Origin of the sequence: Nocardia sp. JMUB6875, from assembly GCF_041154655.1 — a bacterium.
Taxonomy (GTDB): domain Bacteria; phylum Actinomycetota; class Actinomycetes; order Mycobacteriales; family Mycobacteriaceae; genus Nocardia.
Genome location: NZ_BAAFGR010000077.1, coordinates 1 through 24,257, shown reverse-complemented (window position 1 = coordinate 24,257; position 24,257 = coordinate 1). Strand labels below are relative to the sequence as shown.

Below are 24,257 nucleotides of genomic sequence, written 5' to 3'. Positions count from 1 at the left end.
GGGCTAGAAGTACCACTGGGCCACGAGGCCCGCGAGCGCGCCGCCGACGAGGGGGCCGAGGACCGGCACCCAGGCGTAGGACCAGTCGGCGTTCTTCTCGGTGGAGGAGATCGGGTCGCCGGGGCTCTCCTCGATGACCCGCTGGGCGGCGCCACCGGCGGTCACGTCGGCCGGAATCCGTTCCGGCAGCACATTGGCCGCGCGGCGGGTGGGCAGCAGGGTGTAGGCGATGCGCGGGCCGAGGTCGCGGGCCGGGTTGATGGCGTAGCCGGTCGGGCCGCCCAGCGACGCGCCGATGCCGACCACCAGCAGCGCCGCGGCCAGCGGACCCAGGCCGCTGGGGGTCTTGCCGAAGGCGAGGATCACGAAGACCAGCACGAAGGTGGCGATGACCTCGGTGAGGAAGTTCCAGGTGTAGGAGCGGATGGCCGGGCCGGTGGAGAACACGCCCAGCTTCTTGCCTTCGTCGGGCTCTTCGTCGAAGTGCTTCTTGTAGACCACGTAGGCCGCGCACGCGCCGAGGAACGCACCGACCAGCTGACCCGCCAGGTAGGCAACGGTATTGGTGAAATTCACCTCGATACCGGGCGCGTATTCCTTCGCGCCGGAGAACAGATTGCCGATGGTGACAGCGGGATTCAGATGGCCGCCGGTCTTGTAGGCGACATACACGCCGCCGAAAACGCCGAGACCCCAACCGAAGGTAATGAGCAGCCAGCCCCCGTCGAAGCCTTTCGACTTGGCCAGCACCACATTGGCAACTACACCCGCGCCCAGGAGTATCAGTACTCCCGTACCTAGCGCCTCACTGACAAAGATAGAGCTGAAGCCCATTGATTCGCCTTCCGTTCGGCGTCCGATGCCACTCTGAACCAGACTCTACGGTCTTTCGCTCAGCAAACCTTTAGAAACACGCTAGAGGTTAGGGGACGCTGAACACAAGTTCCGGAAACAATTCCGGTGCAACAGAATTCAGCTCTCGAGATACGGCTGTAGCGCCGCGCGAAATTTCTCGTGCGGCGCTACAGCGCGTTATTCAGATTCAGGCGGTGGCGACCAGGCGGGCCGCATTGGCCGCCTCGTCATCCTTCTCCTCGTTCGCGGCCAGCTCGGCGTGCACGCGGTCGAAGTACCGGTTGATCTCGTTGTTGGTGCGCTCGTCGGTCCAGCCCAGGTGCGGGGCGATGAGACGGGCGATCTCCGGGGCCGCCTTCAGGCCGCGGTCGGGCACCTCGATGGAGATGCGGGTGCGGCGGGTGAGCAGGTCGTCCAGGTGCAGCGCGCCCTCGTGGGTGGCGGCGTAGACGGCCTCGGCCCCGATGTAGTCCTCGGCGCCCGGAATCGGCTGGCGCAGTTCGGGAACCGCGGCCACCAGGTCGAAGATCTCCTCCGACAGCGAGCCGTAGCGGCCCAGCAGGTGCTCCACGGTGTCGACCGGCAGCTCGGCCCGCGCGGCCACATCGGCGATGGACTCCAGCATGTCCTGGTAGCCGACCGCGCCCAGGATGGGCAGGTTGGCGGTCACCGACGGCGCGACATCGCTGCCCAGGCGCTCGGCGGCGGCGTCCACCACGTCGGCGGCCATCACCCGGTAGGTGGTGTACTTGCCGCCCGCGATGACGAACAGGCCCGGGGCCGGCTCGGCCACCGCGTGCTCGCGCGAGAGCTTGGAGGTCTCCTTGGACGCGCCGGTCATCAGCGGCCGCAGGCCCGCGTAGGTGCCGACGATGTCAGCGCGGGTGAGCGGTTCGCGCAGCAGCGAATTGACGTGGTCGAGGATGTACTGCACATCCCCGGCGGTGGCGGTCGGGTGATCCTTGTCCAGCGACCAGTCGGTATCGGTGGTGCCGATGATCCAGTGCTCGGCCCACGGAATCACGAACAGCACGGACTTCTCGGTCTTCATGGCGATGCCGGTGCCCATGTCCAGCTTCTCCCGCGGCACCATGATGTGCACGCCCTTGGACATGCGCACGTGGAACGGGAAGTCGACGCCGGTCATCTTGATCATGTCGTCGGTCCACACGCCGGTCGCCGAGATCACGGTCTTGGCCCGGATGCTGTGCTCCAGACCGGTTTCCAGATCCATGACCTTCGCGCCGACGACCTTCTGGCCGTCACGCAGCAGGCCGGTGACCTTGGTGCGGGTCAGCACGGTGGCGCCGTGCTGGGCCGCGGTGCGGGCGATCATCATGGTGTGGCGGGCGTCGTCGACCTGGGCGTCGTAGTAGCGGATGGCGCCGGTCATGGCGTCTTCCTTGAGCGCCGGGGCCAATTCCAGTGCCTTGGAACGGCTCAGGTGCCGGTGCATCGGAACCGAGCGCGCGCCGCCCATGGTGTCGTAGAGGGCGATGCCCGCACCGATGTAGAAGCGCTCGTAGTGCTTCTGCAGCGGGAACAGGAACGAGACCGGGTGCACCAGGTGCGGGGCCAGCTTGTTCAGCAGCAGCCCGCGCTCCTTCAAAGCCTCACGCACCAGCGCGAAGTCGTACTGCTCCAGGTAGCGCAGGCCACCGTGGATGAGCTTGGAGGAGCGGCTCGAGGTGCCGGCGGCGAAGTCACGCGCCTCGACCAGGGTGACGGACAGGCCGCGCGAGGCGGCGTCCAGGGCGGCACCCGCTCCGGTCACTCCACCACCGATCACGAGCACGTCGATTTCGGTGTCGCCGAGCGAATCAATCGCCCTGGCGCGGTAGGCGGGATCCAATTGTGCGGACACGAGACAACTCCTTGTTATCGGTGATGAAGTCTGTTGGGGCTCAGCGCTTCTGGTCGTCGTCATCGTCGAGATCGACCCAGTCGAGGGTGCGCGAGACCGCCTTGAGCCAGCGCGCGTAACCCTTCTGGCGCGCTTCCTCGGTCATATTGGGCTGCCAGTTCTTGTCCTCGTGCCAGTTGGCGACGAGTTCGTCGGTGTTGCGCCAGAATCCGACGGCCAGGCCCGCGGCATAGGCGGCGCCGAGGGCGGTGGTCTCCGCGACCACGGGCCGCGAGACCGGAACGCCGAGGAAGTCGGACTGGATCTGCATGGCCAGCTCATTGGCGGTGACGCCGCCGTCGACGCGCAGGGTGTCGAGCTTCACGCCCGAGTCCTGCTGCATGGCCTCGACCACGTCGCGGGTCTGATAGGCGATGGATTCCAGTGTGGCCCTGGCGATATGGGCGTTGTTGCTGTAGCGCGAAAGGCCCACGATCGCGCCGCGGGCATCCGCGCGCCAGTAGGGGGCGAACAGGCCGGAGAAGGCGGGCACGAAGTAGACGCCGCCGTTGTCGTGGACCTGACGGGCAAGGGCCTCGACCCGTTCCGCGCCGGAGATGATGCCGAGCTGATCGCGCAGCCACTGCACGGCCGACCCGGTGACGGCGATGGAACCCTCCAGCGCGTACACCGGCTTGTCGTCGCCGAACTGGTAGGCGACGGTGGTCAGCAGGCCGTGCTTGGAGTGCACGATCTCGGTACCGGTATTGAGCATCAGGAAGTTACCGGTGCCGTAGGTGTTCTTGGCCTCGCCCGGGCGGAAGCAGACCTGGCCGACGGTGGCGGCCTGCTGGTCGCCGAGCACACCGGCGATCTTCACCTCGGCCTTGAACGGGCCGTCGGGGTAGGTGGTGCCGAAACCCTCCGGATTCGAGGACGGCGCGATGCGCGGCAGCATGGCCCGCGGCACCCCGAACAGGGCGAGCAGCTCGTCGTCCCAGTCCAGGGTCTCGAGGTTCATCAGCATGGTGCGCGAGGCGTTGGTCGGATCGGTGATGTGCACGCCGCTGTGGACACCGCCGGTGAGATTCCAGATCAGCCAGGTGTCGGGGGTGCCGAAGAGGGCGTCGCCGTTCTCGGCGTCCTCCCGGACGCCGGGGACATTGTCGAGGATCCACTTGAGCTTGCCGCCGGAGAAGTACGGCGCGGGCGGCAGACCGGCCTTGTCGCGAATCAGATCGCCCTTGCCGGCCTTCTCGATATCGGCGACGATGCGATCGGTGCGGGTGTCCTGCCAGACGATGGCGTTGTAGTAGGGGACTCCGGTGCGGCGGTCCCACACGATGGTGGTCTCACGCTGATTGGTGACGCCGACCGCGGCCAGATCGGCGGCGGTGAGGCGGGCGCCGGCGAGGGCGCTCTTGATGACGGTGCGGGTGCGTTCCCAGATCTCTGCCGGATTGTGCTCCACCCACCCGGCCTGCGGGAGAATCTGCTCGTGCTCGAGCTGATGGCGGGCAACTACATTGCCGCCGTGGTCGAACACCATGAATCGCGTGGAGGTCGTGCCTTGATCGATGGCTCCGACATACTGCGTCATCGCGGTCCTCTCCGGAAACTCGACGTTGAGTTCTTTTTGCCCAGGTGGGCGCGGGTAAGACCGGCCCGACGTCCACGCTACGAAGTGGAACGTCATCCGCACAGACGACGCGTTCGACAATGCCGAACGGTTTGCTGATAGGTTTCTGAGCATGCCGGGTCCGATTCAGTCGATCGAGCGCGCGGCGGCCATTCTGCGGCTGCTCGCGCGCGGATCCGGGCGCATGGGGGTGGGGGAGATCGCCGCGGCGCTGGGACTGGCCAAGCCGACCGCGCACGGGATCCTGCGGACGCTGCAAGGTGTGGGGTTCGTGGATCAGGACGCGGTGAGCGGCAAGTACCAGTTGAGTCCGGCGCTGCAGGATCTCGGGGCGGGGCATCTGGACGCCAATGAACTGCGGTCCCGGGCCATCAACCGGGCCGACGCGCTGGCCGCGCGGAGCGGGGAATCGGTGCGGATCGCCGCGCCGGTGGACGGGGGAGTGGTGGTCGTCCATCACGTCTTCCGGCCCGACAACACCGAGCAGGAATTGGCGGTGGGTGAGGAATTGCCGCCGCACGCAACGGCTTTGGGCAAGGTGCTGCTGGCCTACGACGGTGAGCTGGCCGATACCGTGCGCGAGGGCGGGCTGCCCGCGCTGACCCATCGCACCATCACCGATCCGGTCGCGTTGCGGCGGGCCATTTCCGAGGTCCGGCGCACCGGGTGGGCGGGGGAAATCGGCGAATACCGCTCCGGGGAGGCGAGCGTCGCCGCGCCGATCCGGTCGCGGGGTGGTTTGGTGGTGGGTGCCATCGGTATCACCGGGCCGGTCGATCGACTGTGCGACGGGCAGTTGCGTTTCCGGCCCGCGCCGATCGGTCAGGTCCGCGACGCGGCGGCCGCGGTTTCACGCGATCTCGGAGGTTCCCAGTGAGTCAGAAATATGTGCTCGCCATCGATCAGGGCACCACCTCCACCCGGGCCATCCTGTTCGATCAGCGGGCGCGGCTGACCGGGGTGGCGCAGCGCGAGCACAAGCAGCACTATCCGCGGCCGGGCTGGATGGAGCAGGACGCGCTGGAGATCTGGCGCAATGTGGAGCGCATCGTGCCTGCGGCACTGCGGGATTCGGGTATCACGCTGGATCAGGTGGCGGCCGTCGGGATCGCGAATCAGCGGGAGACCACCGTGGTGTGGGACGCGCGCACCGGGACGCCGATCGGGCGGGCCATCGTGTGGCAGGACGTGCGCACCGAGGAGCTCGTCGAGCGGATGCGGGAATCCGATGGGGCGGAACGGATTCGGGAGCTGTGCGGTCTGCCGCTGGCGACCTACTTCGCCGCGCCGCGGCTGCGCTGGCTGCTGGATCGCACACCAGGACTGCGCGAGCGGGCCGAACGCGGTGAGGTGCTGTTCGGCACCATGGAGACCTGGCTCATCTGGAATCTCACCGGCGGAGCCGATCACGGGGTGCACGTCACCGATGTGACCAATGCGGGGCGCACACTGTTGATGAACTTGTCCACCCTGGAATGGGACGATGAACTGTTGCGGTTCTTCGACATTCCCAGGGCCATGCTCCCGCGCATCCAGCCCTCGACCGGTGAATTCGGCACCGCGCGAAGGGTATTGCCGGGCGTGCGGATCGCCGCGGCGCTGGGCGATCAGCATGCGGCGCTGTTCGGACAGACCTGTTTCGCGCCCGGTGAGACCGAATGCACCTATGGCACAGGCGGATTCCTGCTCATGAACACGGGGCGGGAGCTGGTGCGCTCCAAGCACGGGCTGCTGACCACCATTGGCTATCAGATCGGCCCGGAACCGGTGTATGCGCTGGAGGGGCCGATCGCGGTGACGGGCTCACTGGTGCAATGGCTTCGGGACAATATCGGCCTGATCGCCAGCGCGCCCGAGATCGAAACCCTCGCGGGCACGGTGCGGGACAATGGTGGCTGCTACCTCGTACCGGCCTTCTCCGGCCTGTACGCACCGCACTGGCGCAGCGACGCGCGCGGACTGCTGATCGGCCTCACCTCGTATATCACCAAGGGGCACATCGCCCGTGCGGTGCTCGAGGCCACGGCCTGGCAGACGCGCGATGTCGTGGAGGCCATGAACGCGGACTCCGGGCTGAGCGCCGAGGCGCTGCGGGTGGCCGGTGGTATGACCTCCGACAACCTGCTTATGCAGATCATTGCCGATGTCCTCGACATACCGGTCATGCGTCCCATCGTGGCCGAGACGGTCTCGCTCGGCGCGGCCTATGCGGCAGGCCTGGCGGTCGGTTATTGGCCGGATCTCGAGGGGCTGCGCCACAATTGGCGCGTCGCGGCGCAGTGGTTGCCACGCATGGATCCGGCGCTGCGCGCTGAGGAATACGACAACTGGAAGAGGGCCGTGGAGCTTACCTTTGGTTGGCTGCGGCCTGGGAAGTCTTTGACCTAACGTGGCAGATATGCGGCTTTTTGTTGGTTGCGCGATGTGGACACACCCCGAATGGCAGGAGAAGCCGCTACCCCCGGCCGAACGGCTGCGCAACTACGCCTCCTGGTGCAACGCGGTCGAGGGCAACACCACCTTCTACGCCACCCCGCAGCGCCGCACCGTCGAATCCTGGGCCCGCCAAACCGATCCCGACTTCCGGTTCGTGATGAAGCTGCCCCGCGCCATCACCCACGACCGCCGCCTCACCGGCGTCGACGACGAGATGACCCACTTCCTCGACGCCATCGAACCTCTCGGCCGCCGCCTGCACGCGCTCTGGGTGCAGCTGCCCGCGTCCTTCACCAACCTGCCCGCCCTGGCCCATCTGCTCGACGGCCTGCCCGCCCACTACCGCTGCGCGGTGGAGGTCCGCCACCCGGTCTTCTTCGAAAACCCCCGCGCCACAGCCCAACTCGAACAGGTCCTGGAGGCCGCGGGCGCGGAGTGGATCCCCTTCGACACCACGGTTCTCTTCGAGCGACCGGCGTCCAGCCCCGCCGAATACGAGGCCCGCACCAAGAAACCCAACAACCCCCGCCGCACCCGCGCCCTCACCGAATTCCCCATGGTCCGCTACCACGGCCGCGACGACCTCGCCGCCACCGTCGCGGGCTGGCAGCCCTGGATCGACACCACCGTCGCCTGGCTCCGGGAAGGCCGCTCCCCGACGATCTTCATCCACACCCCCGACAACGCCTCCTCCCGAGACCTGGCCCGCCGCTTCCACGCGGAGGTCCGCGAGCGCCTCCCGGATCTCGAGCCACTCCCGGATCCCCTCCCCACGGACCCGATGACGCTGTTCTAGCTCGGTGGCGAATACTTCGGCCGGGACCGAAGAGTCGCGGCGCAACACTGGTCGTATGGAACCGATGCGAGATGGCGATGTGGATATCTCCGGGACCGCACGGCTGCTGGCCGATCCCGCCCGGGCACGGATGCTCACCGTTCTGACCGACGGGCGTGCGCAACCGGCGGGCGAGCTGGCCCGCGCGGCGGGCGTCACCGCGGCGACGGCCAGTGAGCACCTGGGCAAACTGGTCGATCAGGGCTGGCTGGCCGTCGAACGAGTCGGGCGGCACCGCTACTACCGCATCGCCCTGCCGGAGGTGGTCCAGATCATCGAGTCGCTGGCCCTGATCTCGCCCATCGAACCGGTGAAGTCGCTGCGCGGCGCCCGCGCCAATCGCGACCTGAAGATCGCCCGCACCTGCTACGACCATCTGGCCGGAGCCGTCGGCGTCGCCGTGTTCGACGCGCTGCACGAGGACGCCACCCTGACCGTCATCCGCGGCCATTGGACAGCGGCCGACCACCCCCACCCCCTCCTCGACGAATTGGGCATCACCCCATCGGATTTGCGCCGGTTCGGCCGCAGACCGCCCGTCCGGACGTGCCTGGACTGGTCCGAACGCCGCTACCACCTGGCCGGCGGCCTCGGCGCGCTCATCCTCCGCCGCATGCTCGACCACCACTGGTGCGAACCCGGAAACACCGCCCGCGCAGTGACATTCACCCGATCGGGCTGGGCAGCACTGCGCCGAACGGCCGGTATCGACCGCGCCGCGATCACCGACCGGATCACCGGATCGGCCGCCGCCCCGGCAGCTCCGGTCCAGGGCAGAGCGGGCGCGTGATCCGCGATGGTAGGACGCCCCCGCGCCCACGGTTGGGCTCGGGCGCAAGTGGCTCGAACCCCGGATCGCTCGGCACGGGACGCGCCGAGCCCGGCGAGTGATTCCACGGCCGTGTCAGGGCTGCCACCAGCCCGCCCGGCGCGCGAAGGGAACCGATACGCCCGCTGCAGCACATCACACGGCGCACCTGATCCGCCGGGTAGCGGTTCCACTGCCAAGAGGCGATGGAAGCGGTGATTCTCGTGCGACAGATGCGGGGGAGTCCGGCCGCGCCTGGCAACGGACCTGGCGAATCGGTTGGACCGGCCGCTGCGGGCGCCGATGGATTGCCTCGCCACTGGAACTTGCGTGGGCTCGGATTCGGCGGCAGTGCCGGAATGTCCGGTTGGGGCGTGGTTCTGGCGTGGGGTTCGCATGGTTCGGGTCGGGCCGAAGGGTTTCCGAGCCAGTGTGGAGGTATGACACGGACTTTGGAATCGGCTCGGACGGAGCGCGGTGGGGTCGCGCTGGCGGCGATCTCCGCGGGGTTCGCGCTGGTCATACTCGACACCACGATCGTGACGGTCGCGCTGGATCGGATGGCGGTTGGGCTGCACACCACGGTGACCGGGCTGGAGTGGGTGGTCGACGGATACACGGTGACGGTCGCGGCGCTGCTAATGCTGGGTGGCGGGTTGGCTGATCGGTTCGGGGCGCGGCGGTCGTTCCAGGCGGGTCTGGCGTTCTTCGGCTTCGCATCGCTGGCCTGTGCCGCGGCGCCGGGGGTCGGCGTGCTGGTTGCCGCCCGGGTGGTACAGGGAATCGGTGCGGCACTGTTGATTCCGTCCTCGCTAGCCCTGATCCGATTCACCTATTCCGATGCGGCGGATCGGGCCCGGGCCACCGGTATCTGGGGTGCGATCGGCTCGACGGCCGCCAGTTGCGGACCGGTGCTGGGTGGCGTGTTGTCCGAACACCTCGGCTGGCCAGCGATTTTCGCTGTCAACGCGCCCATCTGCGCCGTGACCGCGGTGCTGTTGCATCGCACTGTTCCATCTACTCCCGGTGCGCCACGGCAGATTCCGGTACCGGGGCACGTGGCAGCCGTCATCGCCATGACCGGCGTGACCGCGACCGCGATCCTGGTCGGTGCCCGGCCCGTGTCCCCGGCCTGGACGGCCGTCGCCGCGGTGGCGGCGGTCGCGGGTGTCGTGCTCGGCCTGGTCGCGGCTCGCGCCGGAAAGGGACTGCTGCCCAATGATCTTCGCGGTTCGCGTGCGTTCACCACCGGCGCGCTGATCGGGCTGGCGCAGAATCTCGGCTTCTACGGCCAGCTCTTCGCGGTCAGCCTCTACTTGCAACGGCACCTTCACTATTCGCCCACCGCAGCCGGTTTCGCGTTGCTTCCGGAGGCGGCGGTCGGCATTCTGGCCTCAGCGCTGGGTGGCCGGCAGGCCGCCCAGCGCGGCCCTCGCCCGGTCATCGTCACGGGCCTTACCATTGGCGCGATCGGCTTGCTCGGCCTGGCGTGGACCGGCCCGCACACGCCCTACGGCCTGCTCGCGATCCCATTGCTGCTCACCGGTTTCGGGATGGCCTACACCATGCCCGCAGCCACCCACGTCACCGTCTCGGCGGCCGGTCCGGACAGCGCGGGCCTGGCCGGGGCTGCCTTCAACGCGGCCCGTCAACTGGGCTCGGCCCTGGGTGTGGCCGTCGCGGGTTCCCTGCTGGTGCTGGCTCGCGATTCGCTCGCCCCGCCCCTGCTCACCGCCGCCGCGGTCTTCCTGGCAGCCGCCTGCCTGGCCCGGGCATCCCTCCGCCCCCACCCATAATGCCGAGTGGCACACGGCTGAGGGGGTTTGTCTGGATTCCCCTCGGCCATGTGCCACTCGATGTTTCAGCCGATGAGGACCGGCGGCTGCTGGGCGCGGGCGGCCTCGCGGGCGAGGGCGCGGTCGCGCTGCTCCTCGAAACGCACCACGTCGCCGCGCAGCTTGTCGAGGAACTCACCGAGTTCGTTGCGGCGGCGGTCGCCGAACGCGCCGAAGTCGGTGCGGTCGAAGATGTTCCACTTCTTGAGGTTCGGCAGCAGCACCTCCTCCAGGTGCTGGCGCAGATCGTAGATGCCGTGCTTGGCCATGAGCACGCCGTTGCGGCGGAAGTTGGGCATGCCCATGCCGGGCATCTGGAAGGCCATGATGATGTTGGTGATGGCGTCGATGGCCTGGTCCGGCGAGAGGTCCAGGGCCGCACCGCAGATATTGCGGTAGAAGATCATGTGCAGGTTCTCGTCGGCCGCGATGCGCTGCAGCATGCGGTCGGCCACGGGGTCGTCGCACACCTTGCCGGTATTGCGATGCGAGACGCGCGTGGCCAATTCCTGAAAAGTTACATAAGCGACGGAATGCATGAATCCGGCATCGGCGTGCACATGCGAGGCATCGGAATACTTTCGGATCAGATGCGCGGGGTTGTAGCCGTTGGTCATGTGGATCATGCGCGCCTGTTCCAGCGCCACCGGATCCACGCCGCGCGTCACCACCAGATAGTCGCGCATGACGATGCCGTGCCGGTTCTCCTCGGCCGTCCAGCGGCCCACCCAGGTGCCCCAGGCACCGTCCTGAGAGAAGTTCTCGGCGATTTCCCGGTGGTAGCTGGGCAGATTGTCCTCGGTGAGCAGATTGGTGATCATGGCCGCCTTGGCGACCTCGCTGAGTCGGGACTGTTCCGGTTCCCAGTCCACCCCGTCCATAGCTGCGAAGTTGCGCCCCAGATCCCATGGCACGTAGTCGTGTGGGTTCCAGGGCTTGGCCATCGATAGATGGCGGTTCACGTTCTGCTCGGCAATCGGTTCCAACTCGATGAGCAGCTCCAACTGCGTGAGACTCCTGGCCACGATTGTGTGCCCTCCCTCGAAATCGCTCGGCCCTGCGGGAATGATGCTGGAGAGAACAGTGGAGATCCGGCGATCGCCGCCATGGCGGAAGCGGCCCCTGGGATTGAAAAGGGATGCCCGCGTGTCGCTTAATGGGACTGGTCGGCTTAGCCTCGGATAATCTAGCCCAGTTCGCCGAAGATTGGCTTCATACCCCGCCGATGTGTGCCTGGCCGGGTGCTCTCGTTAGTCGCATACCAGTCCTTGACAGTCCACGCGGATCCAAATCTGGTTCGCCGGAGCATTGCTACGGAGAGTGAACATGCAGACACCCAACCGCCGAAACTTCCCGAATGTCGTGGTTACCTCACTCGCGGCAACCACCTCGATCGCCGGTGATGTCGACTCCACCTGGAAGGGACTACTCAACGGGGAGAGCGGGATCGACGTGCTCGAGGACAGCTTCCTCGACGACTTCGGGCTGCCCGTGCGCATCGGCGGCCACCTCAAGGTGTCGCCGACCGATCAGCTCACCAAGCCCGAGGCCCGCCGCCTGTCCTATGTCGAGCAGATGGCGCTGGTGCTGGGTCGCGAGGTGTGGGCCAATGCGGGCAGCCCCGAGGTGGACAAGGACCGGCTCGGCATCTCCATTGGAACCGGACTGGGCGGTGCGGAAGTCCTGATGTCCGCGCGCGACAAACTGGTCAATGGCGGCTACCGCAAGGTGCCGCCGATGGCCGTGCAGGCCATCATGCCCAATGGCGCGGCGGCCTGCGTGAGTGTGGAACTGGGCGCGAGGGCCGGTGTGTCGACGCCTGTTTCGGCCTGTTCGTCCGGTGCGGAGGCGATCGCCAATGCCTGGCGCATGGTCGTCATGGGCGATGCCGACATGGTGGTCACCGGTGGCGTGGAGGGTTCCATCCAGGCGCTGCCGATCGCCGGCTTCTCCATGATGCGCGCCATGAGCACCCGCAACCACGACCCCAAGGGCGCCTCCCGCCCGTTCGACATGGACCGCGACGGCTTCGTGTTCGGTGAGGCCGGGGCGCTCATGGTCATCGAGACCGAGGAGCACGCCAAGGCGCGCGGCGCCAAGATCCACGCGCGGATCATGGGCGCGGGCATCACCTCCGACGGTTTCCACCTGGTCGCCCCCGATCCGGAGGGCACCGGCGCGGCGCGGGCCATGACCCGCGCCATGGAGTACGCCGGATTGTCCAAATCCGATGTCACACATATCAATGCGCACGCCACCGCCACGCCGATCGGCGACACCGCGGAGGCGAACGCCATCAAGCAAGCCGTCGGCAACCATGCCGCGGTGTACGCGCCGAAGTCCGCCCTCGGACATTCCATCGGCGCGGTCGGCGCGCTGGAGTCGGTCCTGACCGTGCTCAGCGTGCGGGACGGAATCATCCCGCCCACACTGAATTTGGAGAACCAGGACCCGGAGATCGACCTCGACGTGGTACATGGCCAGGCCCGACCCGGCCAGTACGACTACGCCCTGAACGACTCCTTCGGCTTCGGCGGGCACAACGTGGCCATCGCCTTCGGCCGCTACTGACACCCATCAGGGCCTGTGCGGATACCGCATTCGGCCCGTAACGAGTGACGCGGGAATGCGGCACCTGCTAGAGTTCCCCAGCCCCCAGCTACATTCGGGCTTTCGGTGTCGATCTTTGTTCGGTGTCACTACACAGTCCTCGACTGTGAGTTGAAAAAGGATAGGGAATGATCGGCGGAACCTTCGAAGACGTTCTGGACGAGCGCGGCAACATCAAACTCCCCGAGAACCAGACCATGGTCGACCTGGTCGACCGGCACGCCGAGGTCAACGGGGACGAGCTCGCATACCGCTATATCGACTATTCGCGCGAACGCGACGGCGAGTACCACGACATCACGTGGAACCGCTTCGGCGTTCGGCTGCGTGCGGTGGCGGCCCGGCTGCAGCAGGTGACGCAGCCCGGTGACCGCGTGGCCATCCTGGCGCCGCAGGGACTCGACTACATCGTGGCCATGTACGCCGCGGTGTACGCGGGCAATATCGCGGTGCCCCTGTTCGATCCGGACGAGCAGGGCCACACCGACCGGTTGCACGCGGTGCTCGAGGACTGCGGCCCCTCGGCCATTCTGACCGTCGGCTCGGCCGCGGCCGGGGTGCGCGAGATCTTCAAACACCTGCCCGCACCGCAGCGGCCGCGCATCATCGCGGTCGAGGCGATTCCGGACAATGTGGGCGAGAGCTGGGTCCGGCCCAAGATCGAGATGGACGATGTGGCCTACCTGCAGTACACCTCGGGTTCCACCCGGACGCCCGCCGGTGTCGAGATCACGCACCGGGCGGTCGGTACCAACCTGCTGCAGATGATCGATGCCATCGGCATCACCGAGAAGGCCCGCGGCGTCACCTGGCTGCCGCTGTTCCACGACATGGGCCTGCTCACGGTCATCCTGCCGACCATCGGCGGCAAGTACATCACCATCATGTCGCCCAGCTCCTTCGTGCGCCGGCCCTACCGCTGGATCAAGGAACTGGCCGCCCAGGAGGACGGCGCCGAGATCTTCGCCGCCGCACCGAATTTCGCCTACGAGCACGCGGCGGCGCGCGGATTGCCCAAGCCCGGTGAGGAATTGGACCTGTCCAATGTCATCGGCCTGATCAATGGCAGCGAGCCGGTGTCGGTGACTTCGATGAAGAAGTTCAACGACGCCTTCGCCCCGTACGGCCTGCCCAAGACCGCCATCAAGCCCTGCTACGGCATGGCCGAGGCGACGCTGTTCGTCTCCGCGACCAAGCGCGAGGACGAGGCCCGCACCGTCTGGGTGGACCGCGATCGCCTCAATGCCGGGCGCATGGTGACCGTCGACGAACACGCGGAAAACGCTGTGGCCCAGGTGTCCTGCGGCTATGTGGCGCTGTCGCAGTGGGCGGTGATCGTGGATCCGGAGACCGGCGCGGAGAAGCCGGAGGGCGAGGTCGGCGAGATCTGGTTGCACGGGGCGAATATCGGCCGCGGGTACTGGGGCCGTCCGGAGGAGACCGAGGCGACCTTCCACGCCAAGCTCACCTCCCGGCAGCCCGAGAGCCGCGCGGAAGGCACCGAGCCCGACGCGAATTGGATGCGCACCGGCGATTTCGGCGCGTACTACGACGGCGAACTGTTCATCACCGGCCGCGTCAAGGATCTGGTCATCGTGGACGGCCGCAACCACTACCCGCAGGATCTGGAGTACTCCGCCCAGGAGTCCAGCACCGCCCTGCGCCCGGGTTTCGTGGCCGCGTTCTCGGTCTCCGGCAACCAGATCCCGGCGGACATCGGAGCCACCAATGGCGCCGATCCCGCCAGTACCGCCGAGCAATTGGTGATAGTGGCCGAACGCGGCACGGGCGCGGCCAAGCTCGACCCGGAACCGATCACCGAGACCGTGCGCGCGGCCATCGCCAAACGGCACGGCGTGACGGTCCGGGACCTGCTGCTGGTTCCCGCCGGGTCGATCCCGCGCACCTCCAGCGGCAAGATCGCCCGCCGCGCCTGCAAGGCGGCCTACCTCGAGGGCACCCTGCGCGGTGGCCACCGCCAGCAGGCCTTCCCCGACGTCTCCGACTAGAACATCGCCGAGTGGCACTCCACCGAGGGCTCCGGTCCGAACTTCCTCGATGGTGTGCCACTCGGCGGTATTCAGGGGGCGATGAGGGGGATGGAGAGCGTGCGCAGGGCGCCCCTGGGCTCGAGAATCACGCTGTCCTCGATATTGCCGATGATGATCGGGACGAAGCCGGTGGTCTTGATGAGCTCGGCGACCCGGCACAGCGCCGCGGGGTGATCGCCCGCGATCGGCGCGACGATCCGCCCCAGTGACGTCAGCGGACCCGACCGGTACATCGGCGTGGTGAAGGCGTTGAAGGCCTTGACCAGCTGGGTCTTCGGCACCAGATCCGCGACCACCGCGCTGGTCGGCCGCCCGTCGGTGCTGAGCAGGGTGACCGTGCCGTCGGCCTCGCGGACGTACGGGTTGGCCGGGTCGATCCAGATCTTGCCGTCCAGATCCGGCAATTCCTTTGCCAGGGTTTCCAATTGGAGCCACTGCACCGCGCCGATGAGGATGGTCGAGGATCCGGCCACCAGATCGACGTCGCCCGGGTAGGTGTGGCGCAGTCCGCGCTCGGTCACGGTGGCCGCGAGTTCGTCGAGATGGCGGCTGGCGATGTGCACGGTGTGCCCGGCGCGGTCGAACAAACCCGCCAGGCTCAGCCCGAAATGACCGGCTCCGAAGATTCCCACGTCCATGCCCGCACACTCCTGTGTCCGGAGGGGTGTTCTGCCTTCAACCCACTCAATTATTCAGGTTGACCGAGGTGAGGGGCTCGGCGGGGCGGGTGACGTGCTCGGCGAGGGCGCGGGCGGCGGCGTTCAGGCGAGCTCGCGCCTCCGGGTTCGAGACCAGGCCGTCGGGTCCGATATCGCTCTGCAGCACGGTGATCCGGCCGCACGCGGCCTCCACGATCTCGGCTCCGGCATAGCCGACGACGGTGCGCAGGGTGGCCACGGCGGCCTCGCCGCGGCCCTCGTAGGCGACGTTCACGTAGGCGACCGGTTTATCGCTGAGATCGCCATTGCCGATGGTCCATTCCAGCAGGTTCTTGAGGCTGCCCGGGATCATGCCCGCGTATTCGGGGGTGCAGAACAGCACCGCGTCGACTGCGGCGAGCTGCCGGTGCAGGGCCTCGACCGCCGGTGGTTCGGTTTCGGTGCCCGGGATGAAGGGCGGCAGGTCGAGCAGTCCGTCGTACCAGCTGACCTCGAGGTCGGGGCCCGCGTCGGCGGCGATGGTGCGCAGCGCGGCGGTATTGGTCGAGGCGGCGCGGGTGCTGCCGGAAATCAGCAGGATGCGAGGGATGGTCACAAGTGCGGCAACGTGGCTGGGCGCGGGAGTATTTCGCGGCCGGGCGGCGGTTGTCACTCTATGCGGCCGTCCCACCGAGTGGGAGTACTTGTGACAAGAGGTGTCAGTCTTTCACATTTTGGGTATGGTTTCGATCAGGCGGGACTGTCCGGGACAGTGTTAACGCTCGGAACCGCTTGCGCGACAACTGCATAACGCGAGTTTTGTGTGAGAAGGGCAGGCAACGATGACTGCGAACACCAACCGCTTCGACGAGGCGGCGGTAGGTGCCGGACATCCCGGTGCGTTCGGACCCGGCCGGCTGCTGGCCGCCGAACCCATGACCGCGCGCATGCTGCCCGGTCTCAAGCTGCCCGCCCGCGCCTGGCGCATCAGCTACACCACGACCACCGCCAAGGGCGATCCGACGCAGGTCACCGGCACCGTGCTGGTGCCGAACACGCCGTGGCGCGGACCCGGATCGCGGCCGCTGGTCGGATACGCCGTCGGCACCCAGGGATTGGCCAATACCGTCGCGGCCGCGTCCTGGCAGCTGCGCTACGGCATCGAATACGAATCGGTGTTCCTGCGCGCCGCCCTGCGTCGCGGCTGGGCGCTCGCCATCACCGACTATCCCGGACTCGGCAGCCCGGGCCTGCACCCGTACGTGATGGGCCGCGCGCTCGGCCCGGCCGTGCTGGACAGCATGCGCGCCGCGCGTCGCCTGCCCGAGGCGGAGCTCGATCCGGATGGGCCGCTGGGCATCTACGGCTACTCCGAGGGCGGCAATGCCGCGGGCTGGGCGCTGCAGCTGCAGCCCACCTACGCTCCGGACCTGCCGCTGGTGGGCGGCGCGGTCGGCTCGGCCCCGGCCGATCTGGTCGACATGGTGAAGTTCCTGGACGACACCCCGTACGCCGTGCTGCTCTTCTACGGTGTGCTCGGCATCGAGGCGGCGTATCCGGAACTGAATGTGCTGCAACACCTCAACCCGCAGGGCCGGATCCTGGCCGCGCTGGCGCGTCGCACCCATGCCGGGCTCGCGGCCGTGGTCGGGATCGGCGCGGGCCTGGTGGTGCCCACCAAGGTCTCGACCTACACCTACCGTCCGCCGTTCGAGGTGCCCGAGGTCAAGGCCCGGCTGCTGGAGAACCGGCTGGGCGGAATCGCGCCCGCCGCACCGGTTCTGGTGGCCGGCGGTACCAGCGAGCAGATCATTCCCTATCCGCAGGCGGTGCGGCTGGCCGAGGACTGGAAGGGACTGGGCGCGGACGTCACCATGGTCACCATGCGGGGCCGCGAACACATCGGTGGCGCACTGGCTTTCGCGGGACCGGGCATGCGGTTCCTGGCCGAGCGCTTCGCCGAGGCCCGCGACGTCAGGCTCGCGCGCGGCGCGTGAGACACGAAAGGCCGGGAACCCGTGGGGTTCCCGGCCTTTTCCGTATTCTCAGCCCGCGACGCCCCAGTGCAGGACGCGCGAGGTGAACAGCACCAGGACCAGCGATACGACCGCCACCGACACCAGGCCGACCACCGCCACCACGAGCGGACGCCAACCGGTGCGGGCCAATTCGCGGATGTTGGTGTTCAGCCCGACCCCGGCGAAGGTGAGCAGGAACGCCCAGCGCGAGAAATTCGCCAGATTCGTGGTCTGCTGCTTGCTCAGCCAGTGGAAGGTCGCCACGGCGGACACGGCCAGGAAGCCCAGCACGAACTTCGGGAACTTGGACCAGACGAAGGCCGCCTTGGCGCGCAGGCCGGGCGCGATAGCCTCGGCCTCGCCGCGGGACGCCCAGTAGGCCGCGAACCCGAGCACCACGAAGCCGATCAAGGCATTACGCGTGGACTTGACCAGCACCGCCGTCTTGCCCGCCTCATCGGAGAACAGGTAGCCGGTGGCGGTCGTCTCGGCAGTGTTGTCGACGGCCAGACCCGCCCACAGCCCGAACTCGTGATCGCTCAGTCCGATGGCGTGGCCCAGCGGCGGCAGTGCGAACAGCGCGACCGCGCCGAGCGCCAGGATCGCGGCAATGGCATAGGAGACATCGGAATTGCGGGCCCGGATCGCGCCCTTGCCCGCGATGATGGCCGACACACCGCAGATGGACGTGCCGATGGCCAGCAGCGACCCGAGCTTGCCGGACAGTCCGAGCCAGCGCGCCACCGCGAGGATGATCGCGCCCGACACCGTCATGTCGATCAGGATCTGCAGGAAGCTGGTGCCACCCAGCTTCGCGACATCACCGAGCACGAAGCGCGAGCCGAGGGCGACGATGCCGACCTTGAGCCAGAACTCGTAGGTGCCCACGCCGGGCCGGAAGATCCGGTGCAGGCCAACGGTATTGGTGATGAGCAGGCCGATCAGAATGGCCCACAGCACGTATTCGATATCGGGGACGGTCCAGTGGTTGTGCTTGGCGGTGGTGTTCCACCAGGTCTGCGCGTACTTGCCGAGTACGCCGACCGCGATGAGCAGCAGGATGCCGGGGACGTAGCTCAGCAGCCGGGTGACGGTCAGGGGTCCGGCGGGTTCGTCGAAAGCCTCGGTGTCGCCAATGGTTTCAGCGGCGGAGGTCTTGGCCAGGTCGGGGGTGGCGGTGGTGTCACTCATGTCGTCACCACGGAATCTTCGGCAGGGCGTTGAACACGGCGAGCGCGACCACCACGCCGGATACGATCACCGACCACCAGTCGGCGCCGAGACGCCCCAGGGCGTCCGGCAGAGACGGTCGGGCGCCGGATGTCTCCGGCGCGGGATGGGGACTGGTCACCAGGGCCTCCAGGTAGAGAAAACGCAGTACAGCAGGCCTGCACTATGGCCGCACCGGAGGTTTTCGGACACCGTTGCAATCGGGTTGATTCCAGTTAGCGATGGGCACTCCGATGGCCCGCGCGCCAGCGTCCACGATGGCCGAATCTGTCGATTTAATGGCCGTCGCTCTTTCATGGCTGGATAACCGCAGGTCGTAGCGTCGGAGCATGCGATTCGACTACGACGTCCTCGTCATCGGTTCCGGGTTCGGGGGCAGTGTGAGCGCGCTGCGGTTGACCGAGAAGGGGTACCGGGTCGGCGTGCTGGAGGCCGGGCGGCGGTTCGAGGATCACGAGTTCGCCGAGAACTCGTGGCGGGTTCGCCGCTATCTGTGGGCACCGGCGCTGGGCTGCTTCGGGATTCAGCGGCTGACACTGTTGAAGGACACCTTCATCATGGCGGGCGCGGGTGTCGGCGGCGGGTCGCTGGTCTACGCCAACACGCTCTACGAGCCTCCGGAGAAGTTCTACGCCGACCGGCAGTGGGGGCACATCACCGACTGGAAGGACGAACTGGCCGCGCACTACGACCAGGCCAAGCGAATGCTGGGCGTGACGGTGAATCCCGCGACCACGCCCGCCGACCGGGTGCTGCTGGAAGTGGCCGAGGAGATGGGGATCTCGGACACCTATCAGCGCACGCCCGTCGGGGTGTTCTTCGGCGGTCCGGGGCGGCGGCCGGGCGAGGATGTGCCGGACCCGTTCTTCGGCGGGGTCGGACCGGATCGGCGCACCTGCACGCACTGCGGGGAGTGCATGACCGGGTGCCGCCACAATGCCAAGAACACGCTGGTCAAGAACTACCTGTATCTGGCCGAAAAGGCCGGGGCCGCAGTGCATCCGCTGACCACCGTCACCGATGTGCGGCCGCTGTCGGGCGGCGGCTACGCGGTGTCGACCACCCGCACCGGGCGCTGGGTGCGCAAGGCGCGGCACGAATTCACCGCGGAGCAGGTCGTTTTCGCGGCCGCGTCGCTCGGCACCCAGAAGCTGCTGCACCGGCTGCGCGACCGCGGTTCGCTGCCGAACATCTCGCCCCGGCTCGGTTACCTCTCACGCACGAATTCCGAAGAGCTGCTGGCGGTTCGCAGCCGCACGCGCGGCAGTGACTACACCAAGGGCGTGGCCATCACCTCGTCCATCCACCCCGACCACGACACCCACATCGAGCCGGTGCGCTACGGCAAGGGCAGCAATGCCATGTCGCCCATGACCACCGCCATGGTCAGCGGCGACGGCCCGCGCTGGCGCGGCTGGCTGCGCGCCCTCGCCCACCACCGTCGCGACCTGATTCGCATACACAACCCTCGCCACTGGTCCGAGCAGACCGTCGGCCTGCTGGTCATGCAGTCGGTGGACAACTCCATCACGACCTACACCAAACGCGGTCTCTTCGGCCGTTCCATGACCACCAAACAGGGTGAGGGCCAACCCAATCCCGATTGGATCCCGGCGGGCCACGAGGTGGCCCGCCGCATTGCCGACAAGATCGACGGCGTCCCCACCGCCGCCACCAGCAGCAGCATCTTCAACATCCCCATGACCGGCCACTTCATCGGCGGCTGCGTCATCGGCGACACCGCGGCCACGGGCGTGGTCGACCCCTACCACCGCCTCTACGGCCACCCCGGCCTGCACATCATCGACGGTTCCACCATCTCCGCCAACCTCGGCGTCAACCCGTCCCTCACCATCACCGCCCAGGCCGAACGCGCAATCTCCCTGTGGCCCAACAAAGGTGACGCCGATGCCCGGCCCGACCTGGGCTCCGCATATCAACGCATAGCCCCGATCGCACCCCGCAACCCGGCGGTCCCCCCGACCGCCCCGGCCGCGCTGCGCCTGCCGATCGTGGGCATCAACGACACCCACCCGGAACCGGCGGGCGCATAGCTACAGGCTGAGCAGGCGCGCCTTCGCCTCGGCGTATTCGCGGGTGAGGCGGTCGACGACGGCGGCGGCCGGGACGATGGCGTCGATCGCGCCGATGCCCTGGCCGGAGCCCCAGATGTCCTTCCAGGGCTTCGCGCCCGGGGTGGCCGGATCGGATTCGCCGGTGCCGAAATCCATTGCGGAAGGATCGGATTGGGCTAGGTTGTCGGGGTCCATGCCCGCGGCGGTGATGCTGCCGCGCAGGTAGTTGCCGTGGACGCCGGTGAAGAGGTTGGAGTAGACGATGTCGGCGGCGGCGGAGTCCACGATCATCTGCTTGTAGCCGGGGACGGCATTGGCCTCGTCGGTGGCGATGAAGGCCGAGCCGATGTAGGCCAGGTCCGCGCCCGCGGCCTGGGCGGCCAGGATGGAGCGGCCGTGCGCGATGGAACCCGACAGCAGCAGCGGGCCGTCGAACCAGGCGCGGATCTCCTGCACCAGGGCGAACGGGGACTGCGGCCCGGCGTGGCCGCCCGCGCCCGCCGCGACGGCGATCAGGCCGTCCGCGCCGCGCTCGACGGCCTTGTGCGCGAACACGTCATTGATGATGTCGTGCAGCACGATTCCGCCGTAGGAGTGCACGGCCTCGTTCACGTCCGGGCGCGCGCCCAGCGAGGTGATGACGATCGGCACCTTGTGCTCGACGACCGTGGCCAGGTCCTCGTCGAGCCGGTCATTGCTCTTGTGCACGATGAGATTCACCGCGTAGGGCGCGGACGGCTGCTCGGGATTGTCGGCGTCGTGCTTGGCCAACTCCTCCTCGATCCGCACCAGCCACTCCTTGAACTGCGCCTGCGGACGCGCGTTCAGCGACGGGAACGAACCCACGATCCCCGACTTGCACTGGGAGATCACCAGCTCGGGTCCGGACACGATGAACATCGGGGAAGCGACCGCGGGCAGGCGCAGACGCTCGGACAGGATGGGCGGCACAGTCATCGACGCGATTCCTTCATCGAGGGTGGTTCTCCGGGAACGTTACTCATGCGTAGGAAATCACGCCGCGCGGGTTTCGGCCAGCCGATCATGGCGGGCATAACTGTGATCGGGCCGGTTCGCGCGGACAATCCGGGCGTGCATCCGCTCGGTGATTCGGCGGCCCAGGTTCTCGTTCAGCCGGGTCGCGCCCGGGATGATCCTGCGCGGCACCTCCAGGGCGCCATTGACCGCGGCGGTGGCCAGCACGGCCGCCAGGAAGAACGGGTTGTTGGGCAGTTCGAGGAAGTCGGCATTGGTCTTGCCCACCATGATTCGGCCGTAGGACGCCGCGTAGAGGGTGTACGCGCGGCCGAGCAGCCGGGACCGCAGATCCCCGTCGTTGAACCCGTAGATCGAGGCGAGCGCGGAGACCAGCGCCTTGGACAGGGTCCGCGAATCCTCGTCCGGCAGGAATTCATAATCCGCCTGCAGCCAGAGCAGCCGCCAGGTGTCGGTCTCGTCGGCGGGCACGATCTCGGGATCCAGGCCGATCAGATGCCCGACGTAGCGCCACATGTGATAGACGGCCGCTTTCTCCTTGCGGGAGAACGTGAGTCCGACCGCATTGCATCCCGCGATGGTGGCCAGCGAGAACAGCATGAGGGTGCCCGCGGTCAGGGACTGGTTGATCGGGTGATCCCAATTCTGGTAATCCCAGTCCGGCCGCCGATTCATACCCGCCCGGACCTGAGCGTGCATGATGCGCACCCGCACGGTGTTCTTGAAGCCGGGCGCGAAGCGGTCCAGACCCCCGCGCGCGGTCACGTCCATCCACCAGCCCACGGTTTCGGCCACCCGGCGCGGGGCCATGTGCTCCGCCGACAGACCCCCGGTGCCGATCAGCACCTTGTCCGCCCGGGACGCCAGGTAACCGCCATTGAGCGAGAACATCGCCAGGGCCAGGTTCGTGGCCCAGGGACCGACCCGTCCGCTGACCCGGGCCGCGCGCTCCAGCTTGTCCTGATCGAGCCAGAAGGGCAGCGAGTCGAGTTGCGCGAAAAGGGCTTTCAGCTCGGCGGGCGCGTCCGGCACGGCGTCGATGCCGTGTTCGAGGGCCGTCTCGAACATGGCCCGGCCCTGTCCGGTGGGCAGCCGCCGGAACATGTCGACCACGGCGTCGGCGAGCGGATCGCCCATCCTGGTGAACCGGCGGTAGGCCGCCTGCTGCTCGGGGGTCGGGCGGATGTCCCCGGGGCCGATGAGCCGGACCCCGATATTGAACGGGAACTCCCGGAAGATCACCGGATCGGGCAACTGCTCGGAACGCGCCATTGCGTGCCTCCTGTGTGCGCTCAGTCTCTGGTGAAGGACGTCACCAGAACTTTGGTGATAGTCTTCACCACATTGACCGGCATGGCAACAGACAGGGCGGAATCGTGGACATACCTGGTGGTCGCTACGCCGGACGCAGCGCCGACGAGCGCCGGTCCCGGCGTCGCGAGCAACTGCGCGCGACCGCGCTCGAGGTCATTGCCGAGGAGGGGATCGGCGGGTTGAAGGTGCGTGCCCTGTGCGCTCGCGCCGGACTCAACGACCGCTACTTCTACGAGGCCTACGGCCACACCGACCGGTTGCTCTACGAACTGGCCGACGAGCAGCTCGCCGAGGTCGTGTCCGCGGTCATGGCCGCCATCGTGACCGGTTCCGACGACACCCGTACCCGGCTGCGCGCGGTCATCGAGGCCGGTGTCGCCGCCATCGCCGACCACCCCGCCCGCCGCCGCCTGGCCATCGACATGCAGACCACCGACGAATTGCGCCACCGCAGAACCGAACTCGTCGGCGTGGTCGCCAACGTCATGCTCGACCAGGCCCGAGAACTCCTGGGCGAGGAGGCGGCCGCCGGCCTGCACGCCGAACTCGCCGCCCGCACCGTCGCCCACGGCGGCCTCGAGATCCTCACCGAATGGCTGCGCGGCGAACTCGATATCGACCGCGCCCAGCTCATCGACTTCCTGGTCGCCATGATCCTCACCGCCTCGGAGATCACCACCACGGTCCAGCGCGAAATGTCCCTCGGCTGAAGCCCTTCCGCCCATTTCCCGGTGGGCCGGATTGGGGGTGGACGAATCGGGTTCGGCGTCTCAGGATGAGACCTGATCTTCGCCGTGAGGAGTGGGTGTGGTCGAACAGCGGGTGGACTGGCTGGCCGGTGGGGTGCGGCGGTCGGTGGCGTCGGAGCGGATCGTCGTGGTGGCGACGGAATTGTTCCAGGCGCGCGGGTTCGATCATGTGGGGATGGAAGAGGTGGCCGGGGCGGTGGGGTGCTCGTGGGCCACGTTGTATCGGCATTTTCCCGGCAAGGCGGCGCTGTTCGACGCGGTGATGGCGAAGTCGGCGGTGCGGGTGGCCGAGCGGGTGACGGCCGGGGTGCGGCGTTATGAGGGG

General features: G+C 67.8%; 21 protein-coding genes. 11 read left to right on the top strand and 10 right to left on the bottom strand.

Annotated features, from left to right (window positions below; translation table 11 throughout):
• Positions 1-3 precede the first annotated feature (3 nt).
• The 3 genes from ACAM49_RS20775 to glpK (ACAM49_RS20765) all read right to left on the bottom strand — a co-directional run bounded on the left by ACAM49_RS20775 (position 4) and on the right by glpK (ACAM49_RS20765) (position 4,298).
• Entirely contained in the window at positions 4-834 is an 831-nt protein-coding gene (locus ACAM49_RS20775) for an MIP/aquaporin family protein (RefSeq protein ID WP_369637196.1), read from the bottom strand.
• 208 nt (positions 835-1,042) lie between these two features.
• Positions 1,043-2,719, bottom strand: coding sequence for a glycerol-3-phosphate dehydrogenase (gene glpD / locus ACAM49_RS20770; protein WP_369637195.1), 1,677 nt, complete (start codon positions 2,717-2,719; stop codon positions 1,043-1,045).
• A 40-nt stretch (positions 2,720-2,759) separates the two neighbouring features.
• Positions 2,760-4,298: a glycerol kinase GlpK gene (gene glpK, locus ACAM49_RS20765; RefSeq protein WP_369637194.1), complete on the bottom strand. Its 1,539-nt coding sequence runs from the start codon at positions 4,296-4,298 to the stop codon at positions 2,760-2,762.
• Positions 4,299-4,449: 151 nt separating this feature from the next.
• Between glpK (ACAM49_RS20765) and ACAM49_RS20760 the strand changes: the two genes are divergently transcribed.
• The 5 genes from ACAM49_RS20760 (at position 4,450) to ACAM49_RS20740 (ending at position 10,212) form a co-directional block, all read left to right on the top strand.
• The gene (locus ACAM49_RS20760) at positions 4,450-5,214 is read left to right on the top strand and encodes an IclR family transcriptional regulator (protein ID WP_369637193.1); all 765 of its coding nucleotides are present in this window, start codon (positions 4,450-4,452) and stop codon (positions 5,212-5,214) included.
• The gene (gene glpK / locus ACAM49_RS20755; RefSeq protein ID WP_369637192.1) at positions 5,211-6,725 is read left to right on the top strand and encodes a glycerol kinase GlpK; all 1,515 of its coding nucleotides are present in this window, start codon (positions 5,211-5,213) and stop codon (positions 6,723-6,725) included. The genes ACAM49_RS20760 and glpK (ACAM49_RS20755) overlap by 4 nt, the downstream gene beginning before the upstream one ends.
• Positions 6,726-6,759: 34 nt before the next feature.
• Positions 6,760-7,569, top strand: a complete 810-nt coding sequence (locus ACAM49_RS20750) for a DUF72 domain-containing protein (RefSeq protein WP_369637191.1) — start codon at positions 6,760-6,762, stop codon at positions 7,567-7,569.
• A 55-nt stretch (positions 7,570-7,624) separates the two neighbouring features.
• A complete protein-coding gene (locus ACAM49_RS20745; RefSeq protein ID WP_369637190.1) occupies positions 7,625-8,398 on the top strand; it encodes an ArsR/SmtB family transcription factor in 774 nt (257 codons plus the stop codon).
• A gap of 458 nt (positions 8,399-8,856) precedes the next feature.
• Positions 8,857-10,212, top strand: coding sequence for an MFS transporter (locus tag ACAM49_RS20740; RefSeq protein ID WP_369637189.1), 1,356 nt, complete (start codon positions 8,857-8,859; stop codon positions 10,210-10,212).
• Between the two features lie 65 nt (positions 10,213-10,277).
• On the opposite strand, the gene ACAM49_RS20735 is transcribed toward ACAM49_RS20740, so the two are convergent.
• Positions 10,278-11,276 carry an acyl-ACP desaturase gene (locus ACAM49_RS20735; protein ID WP_369637188.1) on the bottom strand — a complete coding sequence of 333 codons (999 nt, stop codon included), beginning with the start codon at positions 11,274-11,276 and terminating at the stop codon, positions 10,278-10,280.
• 301 nt (positions 11,277-11,577) lie between these two features.
• Here ACAM49_RS20735 and ACAM49_RS20730 point away from each other — a divergent pair, with 301 nt between their 5' ends.
• The gene (locus tag ACAM49_RS20730; RefSeq protein ID WP_369637187.1) at positions 11,578-12,822 is read left to right on the top strand and encodes a KasA/KasB family beta-ketoacyl-ACP synthase; all 1,245 of its coding nucleotides are present in this window, start codon (positions 11,578-11,580) and stop codon (positions 12,820-12,822) included.
• 170 nt (positions 12,823-12,992) lie between these two features.
• Positions 12,993-14,870: a long-chain-fatty-acid--AMP ligase FadD32 gene (gene fadD32 / locus ACAM49_RS20725; RefSeq protein ID WP_369637204.1), complete on the top strand. Its 1,878-nt coding sequence runs from the start codon at positions 12,993-12,995 to the stop codon at positions 14,868-14,870.
• Positions 14,871-14,941: 71 nt separating this feature from the next.
• Here fadD32 and ACAM49_RS20720 read toward each other — a convergent pair whose 3' ends face one another.
• Both ACAM49_RS20720 and ACAM49_RS20715 read right to left on the bottom strand, forming a co-directional pair.
• Positions 14,942-15,550, bottom strand: a complete 609-nt coding sequence (locus ACAM49_RS20720; protein WP_369637186.1) for an NADPH-dependent F420 reductase — start codon at positions 15,548-15,550, stop codon at positions 14,942-14,944.
• Between the two features lie 46 nt (positions 15,551-15,596).
• Entirely contained in the window at positions 15,597-16,166 is a 570-nt protein-coding gene (locus ACAM49_RS20715) for an NADPH-dependent FMN reductase (RefSeq protein ID WP_369637185.1), read from the bottom strand.
• A 226-nt stretch (positions 16,167-16,392) separates the two neighbouring features.
• Between ACAM49_RS20715 and ACAM49_RS20710 the strand changes: the two genes are divergently transcribed.
• Positions 16,393-17,547, top strand: a complete 1,155-nt coding sequence (locus ACAM49_RS20710) for a lipase family protein (RefSeq protein WP_369637184.1) — start codon at positions 16,393-16,395, stop codon at positions 17,545-17,547.
• Positions 17,548-17,595: 48 nt separating this feature from the next.
• Here ACAM49_RS20710 and ACAM49_RS20705 read toward each other — a convergent pair whose 3' ends face one another.
• Positions 17,596-18,759: a YeiH family protein gene (locus tag ACAM49_RS20705; protein WP_369637183.1), complete on the bottom strand. Its 1,164-nt coding sequence runs from the start codon at positions 18,757-18,759 to the stop codon at positions 17,596-17,598.
• Between the two features lie 4 nt (positions 18,760-18,763).
• Positions 18,764-18,919, bottom strand: a complete 156-nt coding sequence (locus ACAM49_RS20700) for a hypothetical protein (RefSeq protein ID WP_369637182.1) — start codon at positions 18,917-18,919, stop codon at positions 18,764-18,766.
• A 208-nt stretch (positions 18,920-19,127) separates the two neighbouring features.
• On the opposite strand from ACAM49_RS20700, the gene ACAM49_RS20695 reads away from it, so the two are divergent.
• The gene (locus tag ACAM49_RS20695; RefSeq protein WP_369637181.1) at positions 19,128-20,852 is read left to right on the top strand and encodes a GMC oxidoreductase; all 1,725 of its coding nucleotides are present in this window, start codon (positions 19,128-19,130) and stop codon (positions 20,850-20,852) included.
• Here ACAM49_RS20695 and ACAM49_RS20690 read toward each other — a convergent pair whose 3' ends face one another.
• Both ACAM49_RS20690 and ACAM49_RS20685 read right to left on the bottom strand, forming a co-directional pair.
• Positions 20,853-21,830, bottom strand: a complete 978-nt coding sequence (locus tag ACAM49_RS20690) for an NAD(P)H-dependent flavin oxidoreductase (protein ID WP_369637180.1) — start codon at positions 21,828-21,830, stop codon at positions 20,853-20,855.
• A 57-nt stretch (positions 21,831-21,887) separates the two neighbouring features.
• On the bottom strand, positions 21,888-23,141 hold the full coding sequence (locus ACAM49_RS20685) for an oxygenase MpaB family protein (protein WP_369637179.1): 1,254 nt from the start codon (positions 23,139-23,141) through the stop codon (positions 21,888-21,890).
• 104 nt (positions 23,142-23,245) lie between these two features.
• Here ACAM49_RS20685 and ACAM49_RS20680 point away from each other — a divergent pair, with 104 nt between their 5' ends.
• Both ACAM49_RS20680 and ACAM49_RS20675 read left to right on the top strand, forming a co-directional pair.
• Positions 23,246-23,893 (top strand): TetR/AcrR family transcriptional regulator, encoded by a 648-nt coding sequence (locus ACAM49_RS20680; protein ID WP_369637178.1) that lies wholly within the window; start codon positions 23,246-23,248, stop codon positions 23,891-23,893.
• A 97-nt stretch (positions 23,894-23,990) separates the two neighbouring features.
• The coding region (locus tag ACAM49_RS20675; protein WP_369637177.1) for a TetR/AcrR family transcriptional regulator at positions 23,991-24,257 on the top strand (267 nt) is incomplete at its 3' end.